Source organism: Roseomonas sp. BN140053 (assembly GCF_047690175.1).
GTDB lineage: Bacteria > Pseudomonadota > Alphaproteobacteria > Acetobacterales > Acetobacteraceae > Roseomonas.
In genome coordinates, this window is record NZ_JBLLEB010000006.1 from 19,610 (window position 1) to 31,421 (window position 11,812).

Annotated in this window: 10 protein-coding genes; 4 read left to right on the forward strand and 6 right to left on the reverse strand. The window is 72.7% G+C overall.

Annotated elements, in window-relative coordinates; genetic code table 11:
• The first annotated feature begins 13 nt into the window (after positions 1 to 13).
• The 3 genes from ACLIBK_RS08090 (at position 14) to ACLIBK_RS08100 (ending at position 1,831) form a co-directional block, all read left to right on the forward strand.
• The gene (locus tag ACLIBK_RS08090; RefSeq protein ID WP_415386735.1) at positions 14 to 496 is read left to right on the forward strand and encodes a peroxiredoxin; all 483 of its coding nucleotides are present in this window, start codon (positions 14 to 16) and stop codon (positions 494 to 496) included.
• Entirely contained in the window at positions 493 to 783 is a 291-nt protein-coding gene (locus ACLIBK_RS08095) for a hypothetical protein (RefSeq protein WP_415386736.1), read from the forward strand. Before ACLIBK_RS08090 ends, ACLIBK_RS08095 begins: the two co-directional genes overlap by 4 nt.
• Positions 784 to 1,039: 256 nt before the next feature.
• On the forward strand, positions 1,040 to 1,831 hold the full coding sequence (locus ACLIBK_RS08100; RefSeq protein WP_415386737.1) for an SDR family NAD(P)-dependent oxidoreductase: 792 nt from the start codon (positions 1,040 to 1,042) through the stop codon (positions 1,829 to 1,831).
• A gap of 68 nt (positions 1,832 to 1,899) precedes the next feature.
• Here the strand turns inward: ACLIBK_RS08100 and asnB are convergent, their stop codons facing one another.
• Genes asnB through ACLIBK_RS08115 form a run of 3 tightly spaced genes read right to left on the reverse strand, consistent with a single transcriptional unit; the run spans position 1,900 to position 5,680 of the window.
• Complete coding sequence (gene asnB / locus ACLIBK_RS08105; RefSeq protein WP_415386738.1) at positions 1,900 to 3,654, reverse strand: asparagine synthase (glutamine-hydrolyzing); 1,755 nt, start codon at positions 3,652 to 3,654, stop codon at positions 1,900 to 1,902.
• Positions 3,654 to 4,751, reverse strand: coding sequence for a glycosyltransferase (locus tag ACLIBK_RS08110; RefSeq protein WP_415386739.1), 1,098 nt, complete (start codon positions 4,749 to 4,751; stop codon positions 3,654 to 3,656). The genes asnB and ACLIBK_RS08110 overlap by 1 nt, the downstream gene beginning before the upstream one ends.
• The gene (locus ACLIBK_RS08115; RefSeq protein ID WP_415386740.1) at positions 4,748 to 5,680 is read right to left on the reverse strand and encodes a glycosyltransferase family 9 protein; all 933 of its coding nucleotides are present in this window, start codon (positions 5,678 to 5,680) and stop codon (positions 4,748 to 4,750) included. Before ACLIBK_RS08115 ends, ACLIBK_RS08110 begins: the two co-directional genes overlap by 4 nt.
• 126 nt (positions 5,681 to 5,806) lie before the next feature.
• Between ACLIBK_RS08115 and ACLIBK_RS08120 the strand changes: the two genes are divergently transcribed.
• Positions 5,807 to 6,655, forward strand: a complete 849-nt coding sequence (locus ACLIBK_RS08120; protein WP_415386741.1) for a YgfZ/GcvT domain-containing protein — start codon at positions 5,807 to 5,809, stop codon at positions 6,653 to 6,655.
• Positions 6,656 to 6,771: 116 nt separating this feature from the next.
• Here the strand turns inward: ACLIBK_RS08120 and mdoH are convergent, their stop codons facing one another.
• From mdoH to ACLIBK_RS08135, 3 genes are all read right to left on the reverse strand, one after another.
• Positions 6,772 to 8,961, reverse strand: a complete 2,190-nt coding sequence (gene mdoH, locus ACLIBK_RS08125) for a glucans biosynthesis glucosyltransferase MdoH (protein WP_415386742.1) — start codon at positions 8,959 to 8,961, stop codon at positions 6,772 to 6,774.
• Positions 8,949 to 10,466, reverse strand: a complete 1,518-nt coding sequence (locus tag ACLIBK_RS08130) for a glucan biosynthesis protein (protein WP_415386743.1) — start codon at positions 10,464 to 10,466, stop codon at positions 8,949 to 8,951. Before ACLIBK_RS08130 ends, mdoH begins: the two co-directional genes overlap by 13 nt.
• 170 nt (positions 10,467 to 10,636) lie before the next feature.
• Positions 10,637 to 11,779 (reverse strand): NAD(P)/FAD-dependent oxidoreductase, encoded by a 1,143-nt coding sequence (locus ACLIBK_RS08135; RefSeq protein ID WP_415386744.1) that lies wholly within the window; start codon positions 11,777 to 11,779, stop codon positions 10,637 to 10,639.
• Between the last annotated feature and the right edge of the window lie 33 nt (positions 11,780 to 11,812).

Sequence of the window (11,812 nt, forward strand, 5' to 3'; positions counted from 1 at the left end):
GAAAGCATGCCCAATGACCATCCAGCCCGGCGATACCATCCCCGCGGTCAAGCTGATGCAGGCCACGGCCGAGGGCCCGCGCGAGGTGGACACCGGCACGCTCTTCGCCGGCAAGACCGTCGTGCTGTTCGGAGTGCCCGGCGCCTTCACCCCGACCTGTTCCGTCAAGCACCTGCCCGGCTTCGTGGAAAACGCGGCGGCGCTGCGCAACAAGGGCGTCGACCTCGTGGCCTGCATGGCCGTCAACGACGCCTTCGTGCTGGCCGCCTGGGCCAAGGACCAGGGCATCACGGACGAGGTGGTGATGCTGGCCGACGGTTCCGCCAACTTCACCCGGGCGCTGGGGCTGGAACTGGACCTCGGGGCGCGCGGCATGGGCGTGCGCTCGCAGCGCTTCGCCCTGGTGGCCAAGAACGGGCTGGTGACGCATGTGGGCATCGAGGCTCCGGGCGCCTTCGAAGCCAGTCGCGCCGAAGCCATCCTGGACGTGCTTTGAAACGCAACCCGGCCGATCTCGGCCAGTGGGGCTTCTTCGCCTGGCAGACTGGCTGGGTCTTCGCCCTGCGCAGCGCCGAGCTCTGGGCCACCCCGGCCACGGCCGGAACCACCCTGGCCGAGATGGCCATGGAGAAGCAGCGGGCCTTCGCCGATGGCTGGGCGGCTGCCAGCCAGGTCGCCCTGCGCGGCGGTGACGCCCAGGCGGTGGCGGAAGCGGCGATGCGCCCGTCGCGCCGCCGCGTCGCCGCCAATGCCCGCGCCCTGAGGCGCAAGCACGGCGGCTGAAACCCCCGGCCGGGCGCCGGAACTCTTTGTCCACCAGGGTCCGCTGCTGCACTCTCGGGGCATCGTGGCGTCGCCCGGGCCTGAACACACCTCGCTAGGCGCGTGAGCCCTCGCGGGAAAACCGAAACCCACGCAGGATGTGATGCACCCGGGCGACTCGAGGACGGCAACCCCGCCCGGCGCCCCCGCGCTTGAGTTCGCGGCGGCACTGGGAGTGCTGCGCCACAACTCAAAACGCCGGCCGAGGAACCTTTCCATGATGCTGCCAGGCCCGATGGCTCTGCAAGGCAAGATCGCCGTGGTCACCGGCGCGGATTCCGGCATCGGCCAAGCCATTGCCGAGCTCTTCGCCCAGAGCGGTGCCCATGTCTGCATCGCCTACCACACGGATAATGACGGTGCGGAGGAAACCGCCCGCCGCGTGCAGGCCACTGGCCGCAAGGCGCTGGTCGTACGCACGGATGTCGCGGACTCGGCCGCGGTGGAGTGTCTGTTCCGGCAGGTCGAGGACGGGCTGGGCGTGCCGGACATCCTGGTCAACAACGCCGGCGTCGGCATGGGCAAGAAGACCCCGGTGGCGGAGATCGAGGATCATCAGGTAGAGTGGGTGATCCGCACCAACCTGCTCGGCCCGCTCTTCTGCGCCCGCGCCTTTATCCGGCAGCGCTTGCGCGCCGGCGGCGGCGGGCGAATCGTCAACATCTCATCCGTGGCGCAGCACCTGCCTACGGATGGCAGCGCGCCCTACGGCATGTCCAAGGCCGGGTTGGGGTCCTTCACGCGCTCGCTGTCGGTGGAACTGGCCGAGAGCAAGATCAACGTGAATGGTATCGCGCCGGGCCTGATCCAGACGCCGATGACCCAGGAACGCCTGGACGACCCCGAGAAGCGCGAAGCTTCCTTCAAGGAAATCCCCTGGCACCGCGCTGGCCAGCCGGAGGAGATCGCCGGCCTCGCACTGTTCCTGGCCTCCGACGCCGCGGACTACGTCACCGGGCAGACCTGGGTGATGGATGGCGGCCTGACCATGAACTGGGGCGGTGCCTGATCCCCAGCCTTACCCGGCAGCAGGCCGTTAGCTAGCCGCCGGCATTTCTCCGGCCACCTGGCCTCGCCTCAGCGTTCCGCCAGCACGGCCAGGGTGTCGCCCTCCATCCGCCGGCCCTCGATGTGGCGGGCGTGCCACAGGGCGTAGAACAGCAGGTGCCAGGCGGCGAATCCCTCACGCTTGCCGGCCGCGGCGCGGAACAGCGGCAGGATGCGGTCGGGCCGGGCGATTTCCGCCACCCCTGGCTGCGACGCCACCAGCGGTGCCAGCCGTTCCGCCGCCTGAGCGATCCAGCTGCCCATCGGCACGGTGAAGCCGCGCTTGCGGGCAAAGGGACGCGCCGCCGGGAATTCCCGCGCCAACCACTGTCGCAGCAGCCACTTGCCGGAATCCCGCCGCACCTTCAGCCGGTCCGGCAAGCGCCAGCAAGCCGCGGCGACGCCGGCGTCCAGGAAGGGCACGCGCCCCTCGATGCCGTGCGCCATCAGGCAGCGGTCGAGCTTGAGCAGCAGGTCGTTGGGCAGCCAGTCCGCCATGTCCAGCGCCTGCGCCGCCATCAGCCGCGACCGGCCGGGCATGGCCGCCGCCGCTTCCGCCGCCGCCAGCCCGTCGCGCCAGGCGCGGGGCGGTTCGCGCAGCACCTCCAGCCGGTCAAAGGCGCCGTGGGCGCGCATCGCCTTGCCGCCCAGCCACCACGGCCGCATGGCGGAGCGGTGCCGGCCGTAGCCCCCCAGCATCTCGTCGCCGCCCTCGCCGGACAGCACGACCTTGACCTCCTCGCGCGCCCGGCGGGCCAGGAACCAGGTTGGCACGATGGCGTAATCCGCCGCCGGATCGTCCATGGCGGCGACGATCTGCGGCAGATGGCGCCACACCTCCGCCTCCGACACCTCCAGCCGGACGTGCTTCGCTCCGGCCGCAGCGGCGGCCGCGGCGGCCTGGTCGCGCTCGTCATTGGGGCCGGTGTCGAAGCCCGCGGTGAAGGCCAGCACCGGCCGGTCGTTCAGCCGCGCCATGGCCGACAGCACCGCGGCGCTGTCCGTGCCGCCCGACAGGAACATGCCGTAGGGCACGTCGGCGCGCTGGTGGAACTCCACGCTCTCGGTGAAGGCGCGGCCGAAGCGGGCGATCGCCGCTTCCTCGCCGATCTCTTCGGTCGGGCCATCCGGCAGGGCGACGCGACGGTGGCGTTCCACCACGGCGCCATCGGTGACCGCCAGGGTTTCGCCGGGAAGCAGACGGTGGATGCCGGTGAAGATGGTCTCGGCGCCAGTGGTGAACTGCAACTGCAGCAACTCGTCGCGGGCTTCGCGACGCACGCGCGGTGCCACCAACCCCGCCGCCACCAGCGCCTGCGGCTCGGAGGCAAAGGCAAGGCCGCCCGCCACCTCCGCGATGTAGAGCGGCTTGATGCCGAAGGGATCGCGCGACAGCACCACCCGCCGCGCTGCGCGGTCGTGGATGGCGATGGCCCACATGCCCCGCAGCTCTTCCGCGAAGCCGATCCCTTCGCGGCGCCACAGGTGCAGCGGCGGCTCGCAATCGCTGCCGGTGGCGCAGGACAGGGCGTGCTCGGTGCGCAGCTCGGGGTTGTTGTAGACTTCGCCATTGGCGACCAGCGCCGCCGGCCCGGCAAACAGCGGCTGGTCGCCGCCGGCCAGGTCGATGATCGCCAGCCGCGTATGCGCCAGCGCCACATTGCCGGCGACGTGATGCCCCCGCCCGTCCGGTCCGCGATGGCCGAGTGCCCGCGTCAGGGCGTCCAGCACCAGCGGATCGGGCGACAAGCCTGGGCGCAGGGCGAGGCCCGCGATGCCGCACATCAGCCGGCACTCCCGGACAACAGGGCGTCCCGTTCGCTACCCCCAGCGGCCGCGGCGCGGGACCCGCCGGGGGCCACCGCGGCCAGGAAGCCGCGCCACTGCGCCACCACCGGACCCTCGGCGTGGTGCGCGGTGAAGGCGGCGCGGCCACCGGCGGCCAACCGCTTGGCCAGCGCCGCATCCGCCAGCACGCGGCCGATCGCCGCGGCCAGGGCATCCGGCGCTTCCACCGGCACCAGCAGGCCGTTCTCCCCGTCCGTCACCAGCTCGGACGGGCCCTGAGCCGCGGTCGCCACCAGGGGACGGGCAGCGGAAAACGCGTCCAGCACCACGTTGCCCAGCGGCTCGTGCCGGGACGGGCAGACCATCACCTCGCAGGCCGCGAGCAGCGCCGCCGTGTCCTCGCGCCAGCCCAGAAACGTGACGCGCCCGGCCACGCCCAACTCGGCCGCCAGCTGTTCCAGCGCGGCGCGTTCCGGCCCTTCGCCCGCCAGGAAAAGCTGCGTGTCCGGTAGCATCGGCAGGGCGCGGAGCAGCAGGTCGAAGCCCTTGTTGCGGTGCAGCCGCCCCATCGCCAGCAGCCGCCGCAGGCCCGGCCGCCTGGGCAGGGCTGCCGGCGCGGCACCGCGCAGGTCAGGAGCGAAATTCGGCAGGTGATGCACCCGCCCGGCCGGCCAACCCTGCGCCGCGATCCAGCCGCACAGGTCGCGGGTATTGGCGACGAGGTGGTCGCAGTTGGCGTAGTAGCGCAGGTCATAATAGCCCCCCAGCCGCCCCACCAGCGTCCAGGGATGCGGCGTCGGCGTGGCGGCGGCGGCGAAGCGGGCGGCGCGGTTCATCCAGGCCACCGTCACCGCCGGTCGGAAGCGGCGCAGCGCCCCGCGCAGTCGCGGCGCGGTGAACAGGTCCAGCGGCCCGCCGAAGCGCAGCGGCACCGACGGTAAACCACCCGCGCGCAGGCGCGCTTCCCGCCCGGCATCCCGGCGCAGCACCGGTAGCACCTCCTCGCCCGCCCCATGTAGGGCGAGGCACAGGCGTTCGAAGAACAGTTCCGCCCCGCCTACCGCGGCGCCGGCCATGACCTGCGCCACCCTCATGCGGGAACCCGGGAGGGCAGCAGCAGCCGCGCCGCGTCCAGCGCGGCGGCCACGGAAAGACCGGCCATGCTGCCGTCCGGCGCCATGGCGGCGCGGGCGGCCCGGCCCACGGGGGCGTATTCGTCGGCCGGGGTGGGGCCGAACAGGCCCAGGGTCGGGGTACCCGCCGCGGCGGACAGGTGCATCAGCCCGGAATCATTGCCCACGAACAGCGCGCAGCGCCGCAGCACCGCCGCCGCTTCCGGCAGGCTCAGCCTACCCACCAGGTCCAGCATCCCACCGGGATGAGCCGCCAGCATTCCGATCAGCGGCGCTGCCATGGCGTGCTCGGCGTCGCCCGGGCCGCCCAGCAGTACCAGCCTCGCGCCCGGCAGTGGCCCGTCGGCGGCCGTCAGCGCCCGCGCCAGGGCGGCGAAGCGTTCCGCCGGCCAGACCTTGCCGGCCCAGTTCGCTGTGGGGCCGAGCGCCAGGATCGGCCGGCCCGCCGCGGCGGGGTCGCCGTCCAGCAGCGCCGCCGCCCGCGCCTCGTCCTCCGGCGCCGTCCAGGCAACCGGGCGCGGCGCGGGGGACAAGCCAAGGGTTTCCGCGAGATGTCCGAGCCGGTGCCCGGGCCGCCGGCCGCCGCGCATCACGGCGCGCCGTCCGGTGCGCAGCAACCAGGCCAGGGCGGAGCCGCGCAGGTCTACCACCAGGTCCCAGCGCGTGCCCGCCACCTGCCGCCACAGGTCTAGCCAGTGCGCCGACAGGCTGCGCTTGCGCAGCACCAGCGTCCGTTCTCGCCCGGGCATGCGGGCGAAGACGCCCTCGGCCACCGGACCGCAGGCCACCGTGATGCGGGCACCGGGATGTGCGCGCAGCAGGTGGTCGAGCAGCCCGGTGGACAGCACGGCATCGCCGATCCGGGTAGAGGTGACGAACAGGACGCGCATGGCCCCCCGAGGCACAGGAACGGAGCGCGCCATAGCACGTCCCATCCGCCTTGCCGCCCCCGCCGTGCCGCAGCCTCCCGCGCGACGCCGCTTGCCCCGCCGCTGCCGCGACGCCACCTGTCCATCATGCCGATCGCCGATCTGCCCGAACGGGGCGTGGTGGAGATTTCCGGGGAAGACCGGGTCGCCTTTCTCCAGGGCCTCGTGTCCAACGACGTGTCCCTGGCCCGTCCCGGCGCCCCGCTGGCCGAGGCCGTCTGGGCCGCGCTGCTGACGCCACAGGGCAAGTGGCTGGCGGAGTTCTTCGTGGTGCCGGGAAACGAAACGCTGCTGCTGGACGCGGAAGCGGCCCTGGTGCCCTCCCTGATTCAGAAGCTGTCGCGCTTCCGGCTGCGCTCCCGCGCCAGCCTGCGCGACGCTTCGGCCGAATTCGTCGTGCAGGCCGGCTGGGGCGACAGCGCGCCGCCCCCCGGTGGCATCGCCTTCGCCGATCCCCGGTTGCCGCAGGCCGGTTGGCGGCGCCTGCGCCCGGCCGCCGAACCCGGCGGCGACGCTCCGGCGGAGGAATACGACCGCCACCGCCTGGCACTCGGCCTGCCCGACGGGTCGCGCGACCTGGAAGCCGAGAAGAGCGTGCTGCTGGAAGCCGGCTTCGACGAGTTGCGCGGCGTGTCCTGGACCAAGGGCTGCTACATGGGCCAGGAACTGACCGCCCGCACCAAGTACCGCGGCCTGCTGAAGCGCCGCCTGGTGCCCGTGGCCGTGGAGGGCAGCCTGCCGCCGCGCGGCACGCCCGTGCTGCGCGACGGGGTCGAAGTGGGCGAAATGCGCTCGGGCCGCGATGCCAGGGGCATCGCCTTGCTGCGGCTGGACGCGATCCGCGCTGGCACGCTGCTCTGCGGCGAGGCCCGGCTACGGCCCGAGCCCGCGGCCTGGATGCAACTGCCCGTCGCGGCGGAAGCTGCGGGCGCCTGAACCTGCTGCCCGCCGGAGCGGGCAAGGCAGGTCCCCCCGGCTGATGGGCGTGGAACCCGAAGCTCCGCCGGGCACATCACCCTGGGGGCGGCGAAGCCAGGAAGGCCCGCGAGTGGTCAGCCCCCTCGCTGCGCTAGGGCCAGCAGCCCGTCCACCCCGCCGGCATCGCCGAGCACCGCCGCCTTTTCCGCCCGGCTCAGCCCGGCTAGCGCTTCCTCCAGGCTCTCGGCCTCCGCCACCTTGGTCAGCCCCACCAGCAGCACGGCATCCACCGGGTCCCGGCGGGGCCGGCGCGGCGGCGGCAGCATCCGCCGATGCGCCTGCAGCAGTGCGGGATCGCCGGCCAGGCGCCACACCGCCTCGGACGGCACCGGCGGGGCATCGCGCAACTGACGGAACAGCAGGTTGGCACGCTGCAACGCTACCGGCGGGGTGCGCTCCTCGGGGATCAGCAGCAGCCCCAGCCGGCGCAGCCCCAACCCGATGCCCGCCCGCGCGGTCAGCGCCGCCAACGGGATGGCCAGCGCCAGCCCCAGCACGACCGGCAGCATCCAGAGCGCCAGGAAGGGCGACACCAGATAGGCCGCGATCCCAAAAGCCAGCCCGAAGAGGGTATGCGGCCAGTAGAGCCGCACCACCTCGCGCCAGCCCAGGCTGCCATCGTCGCGTCGCTGTGCCTGCCAGCCGGAATCCCGCCCCAGCAGGATAGAGAGCACATCCACCGACTGCGTCAGCATGGTCACCGGCGCCAGCAGTCCGGCCACCACGGTTTCCAGCAGCAGCGACAGAAAGGCGCGGATCGCGCCGCCGCAGCCGCGCCGCTCCGCCGGGCGGAGCAGCAGCGCCAGGAAGGCCAGCAGCTTGGGCGTCAGCAACAGCCCCATGGTGCCGATAAAGACCCACATGGCGCGCACCGGGTCCACGGTGGGCCAGTCCGGAAACAGCGTGTAGCCGCTGGGGAAGTAGCTCGGCCGGATGAAGCGGGCCTGCAGCGAGATCAGCACGCCCACGAACAGGAACAGCAGCCAGAGCGGCGCCGTGATGTAGGAGCCGATGCCGGTCAGCAGATGCAGCCGGCTGACCGGGTGCAGCCCGCGCGCCGTCAGCACCGCGGCGTGCTGCAGGTTGCCCTGGCACCAGCGCCGGTCGCGCAGCGCCAGGTCGGTCAGGGAGGGCGGGCTTTCCTCGTAGGAGCCGCGCAGGGCAGGGACCATGTGCACCGCCCAGCCGCCCCGCCGCATCAGCGCCGCTTCCACGAAGTCGTGGCTGAGGATGTGGCCGCCGAAGGGCTTGGGCCCGCGCAGCGTCGGCAGCCCCGCCTGTTCCGCAAAGGCCCGGGTGCGGATGACGGCATTGTGGCCCCAGTAATTGCCCTCTGCCCCGTGCCACCAGGCGATGCCCTCGGCGATCAGCGGCCCGTACACGCGGCCGGCGAATTGCTGCATCCGTGCGAACAGCGAGGCGCCGTTGACGATGATCGGCAGCGTCTGGATCAGCCCGACATCGGGGTGCCGCTCCATGGCGGCGACGATCCGCACCAGCGTTTCGCCCTCCATCACGCTGTCGGCGTCCAGCACCAGCATCTGCGGGTAGGCGGCGCCGAAGCGGCCGACCCATTCGGCGATGTTGCCCGACTTGCGCTCGGTGTTCTTCGGGCGGCGGCGATAGAAGATCCGCTGGTGGTCGCCGGTGCGCTCGCGCAGCGCCAGGAAGGCCGCTTCCTCCGCCACCCAGGCATCGGCATCCGTGGTGTCACTCAGGATGAAGATGTCGAAATGCTGTCCGACGCCGAGGGACGCGAGGGACTCGTGGATCGCCTGTAACTCGGCCATCACCCGCTCGGGGGCCTCGTTGTACACGGGCATCAGCAACGCGGTGCGGCTGGACAGGGTCGGCAAGGGCGCGTCGGCGGCGATCCCCAGGCGATTGCTGCCGCCGGATAGCACCACGAAGAAGCCGCACACGGCGCTGGTGAAGCTCAGCGCGATCCAGGCGAACAGCAGCACGAACAGGCCGAAAACGCCGTATTCCAGCAACGTCGGGCGATCGAGGTCGAGCACCCGCCACATCTCGCGCCCGCCCAGCACCGTCAGCAGCACGGCGCCGCCGATCACCAGCAGCCGCCGCCAGAACATCCCGCCCGGCGCCGAGGGACGCGCGGCTTCCCGCCGTTCCGGCCGCCGCCGCAGCGACTGCACGGGCATGGCCAGCGGCGCTTCCGGCGGCAGCGCGCGCCAGTCCGGCGCCGCGACCTCCGCCGCGGCCGAAAGGCCCGGCGCCGCGGCGGTGGCGGTCAGGGTGTCCATCGGTACACCCAGCTTTCGGTCAGCGGCTGCTCGCCCGCCTTGAGCAGGGCGCGCAACTCCACCAGCCCGGCGCCGCCCGGCAGCAGCTCGAAGGCGATGCGCCAGCCCTGGGCGTCGGGGTTGCGGCCCACCACCGCGTTCTGGATGCGGCCGGCATTGGCCGAGATCTCCAGCGTCGGGGTGGCATCGGTGGGCAGGGCGGCCAGCTTGCCGCCCGCCGCATCCAGCACGAAGAGCCGCGCATTTTGCCCGCCCGCGCCGGAGCGGGTGTCCACGATCTTGCCCAGCTCGGTGTTGCCCGGCGCGGTCGGCAGCCAGTGCAGCCGGTACACGAAGCCGTATTCCCCCTTGGCACGCAGCGGCTCCTTGGGGCGCCAGAAAGCCACGATGTTGTCGTGGATCTCGCCGGTGGTGGGGATTTCGATCAGCTGGATGCCGCCCTCGCCCCAGTCGCCGATCGGCTCCACCCACAAGCTCGGGCGCCGTTCGTAGCGCGCTTCCAAATCCTTGTAGGAAGCGAAATCGCGCCGCCGCTGCATCAAACCGAAGCCGCGCGGATTGCTGTCGGCGAAGATGCTGACCTGCAGGTCGCGCGGGTTGTTCAGCGGCCGCCACAGCTGCTCGCCGCGCCCCGTCGCCATCAGCAGCCCGTCGGAATCGTGCACGGCGGAGCGGTAATCATCCACGCCGGCGCGGTCGTTGGGCGCGAAGAAGAACATGCTGGTCAGCGGCGCGATGCCGGCGGCGGCGATGTCGACGCGGGGAAACACCGTGGTTTCCACGTCGAACACCGTGTCCTCGCCGGGACGGATGGTGAAGCGGAAGGAGGCGGCGGCGGACGGGCTGTCCAGCAGCGCGTGCACCACGACCGAGTTCACCCCCGGCCGCGGCCGCTCGATCCAGAAGGAGCGGAACACCGGGAATTCTTCCCCGGCGGGGTCGGCAGTCTTGATCGCCAGCCCGCGCGCCGACAGGCCGTAGCCCTGGTCCTTGCCCACGGCGCGGAAATAGGAGGCGCCGAGAAAGGAGCAGACCTCGTCGAAGTAGTCCGACCGGTTGATCGGCGCGTGCAGCCGGAAGCCCGCGAAGCCCAGGTCCCCGGCCGGCGGTCGCCCGACCTCGCCGAAGGAGAACAGGTCGGGGCTGTAGAGGATCGGCCGGGCGCGGCCGTCGCTCACCTCCAGCAGGTCCACCCGGGCGCCGTACAGGAAGCCGCGGTGGAAGAACTGCATCTGGAAAGGCAGGTTGTCGTTGCGCCACCAGGCCCGCTGCGGGTCGAAGCGCAGCATCCGGTACTGGTCGTAGGACAGCTGCGACAGCGGCGCCGGCAGGGCGGTATCCGGCGCGCGGAAGGGCTTTCCCGCCAGCTCCCGCGCCGCGTTGCGCACGGTGGACGCGTCGAAGGGTGTGCCGGCCTCGGCCTGGGCGGCCGCCGTGCGGACCGCGCCGAGGGCCGGCAGCAGGCCCAGCAGGAACGGCGTGGCGAGAGCGTCGCGACGGAGCAAGTGTCCCTCCGGAAAGGTGTGGGGCGCCTCCATACGCCGGCAAGGATGCGCCGACGGTCAAGGCCGGGGCGCTCATAGGCATGAAAATTGGGCGAGGGCGAGGCAGCCTCCCCGGCCCGACACCAGCAGCGGCGCTCCCCTGGGGCCGGAGGGGGGGCTGCTGCGCGGGATCAGCCCGTGCCGGCCGGCGCCGCGACCCACTGCCCCGCCGCGAAGCGGCCCGGGTCCAGCAGTGGCAGCACCGGCGCCAGCGCGCCGGGATCCTCCCCCTCCACCAGGGCCGCGAGCAGCCGTCCGGCCGCAGGGGCGGTCTGGATGCCGTAGCCGCCCTGGCCGCAGTTCCACCAGAATCCGTCCTCGCTGCCCAGTCCGATCGCCAGGCCGCGATCGGGGGTAAAAGTCCGCAGCCCGGCCCAGCGGTGTTCCACCCGCCGCACCGGCAGCTCCAGCGCCTGCTGCATCCGGTCCACCGCGACCGCGACGTCCAGCTCCTCCGGCTGCGCGTCGCGGGGGATGTCGTCCGTCTCGTCGGCGGGGCTGACCATCAGGCGGGATCGCGCTTCCGGCCGGGCGTACCAGCTCTCGCCCACATCCATCAGGGTCGGCCAGTCCGACACGTCGTGCGGCGCGGGGTCCACGATCACCGCGGTGCGCCGCTTCGGCTGCAGCCCCAGCGGCAATACCCCCGCCAGCACGGCGACCTCGTCGCCCCAGGCGCCGGCGGCGTTCACCAGCACCGGCGCGCGGAACACCGTCCCATCCGCGATTTCGGCGTGCCACAGCCCGGCCTCGCGCCAGATGCGCCCGGCGCGCGACCGCGTCGCCAGCACGCCGCCCGCCGCGCCCAGCTGGCGCAGGAAGCCGCCCTGCAGCGCCGCCACGTCCATGTCGAAATGGTCGCGGTCCAGCACCGCCGCGGAGGCATAGCCGGGGCGCAGCGCCGGCACCCGCTCCCGCAGCGCGGCCAGGGAGATCGGCTCCGCCGCCGTGCCCTGTTCCAGCAGCGCTTCCAGCCGCGGCAGCTGTTCGGGCGTGGCGATCTGCACCACGTCGCGCTGGCGAAACAGCGGCACGGCGGTGAAGCCCTCGGGCGGAGCTTCGAAGAACCCGCGCGAGGCCAGGGTCAGCGCCCGCGCATCGGGCGAGCCATAGTTCGGCGCCCAGATCGCGGCGGAGCGGCCGGTGGTGTGGAAGCCCGCCTGTTCCTCCGCTTCCAGCAGGGCGACGCGGCGATGCGCCGAAAGATGCGCCGCCGCCGTGGCGCCACCGATGCCGGCGCCCACCACGATCGCACCGAAGCTCTGGGTGTCCATGCGCCCATGGTGTGGCTGCCGCGCCGGAGCGGC

Bases quoted from the DNA above. Each gene is read 5' to 3' on its own strand.
- ACLIBK_RS08090 (WP_415386735.1), top strand. From the start codon at position 14: ATGACCATCCAGCCCGGCGATACCATCCCCGCGGTCAAGCTGATGCAG.
- ACLIBK_RS08100 (WP_415386737.1), top strand. From the start codon at position 1,040: ATGATGCTGCCAGGCCCGATGGCTCTGCAAGGCAAGATCGCCGTGGTC.
- asnB (WP_415386738.1), bottom strand. From the start codon at position 3,654: ATGTGCGGCATCGCGGGCCTCGCCCTGCGCCCAGGCTTGTCGCCCGAT.
- ACLIBK_RS08110 (WP_415386739.1), bottom strand. From the start codon at position 4,751: ATGAGGGTGGCGCAGGTCATGGCCGGCGCCGCGGTAGGCGGGGCGGAA.
- ACLIBK_RS08115 (WP_415386740.1), bottom strand. From the start codon at position 5,680: ATGCGCGTCCTGTTCGTCACCTCTACCCGGATCGGCGATGCCGTGCTG.
- ACLIBK_RS08120 (WP_415386741.1), top strand. From the start codon at position 5,807: ATGCCGATCGCCGATCTGCCCGAACGGGGCGTGGTGGAGATTTCCGGG.
- mdoH (WP_415386742.1), bottom strand. From the start codon at position 8,961: ATGGACACCCTGACCGCCACCGCCGCGGCGCCGGGCCTTTCGGCCGCG.
- ACLIBK_RS08135 (WP_415386744.1), bottom strand. From the start codon at position 11,779: ATGGACACCCAGAGCTTCGGTGCGATCGTGGTGGGCGCCGGCATCGGT.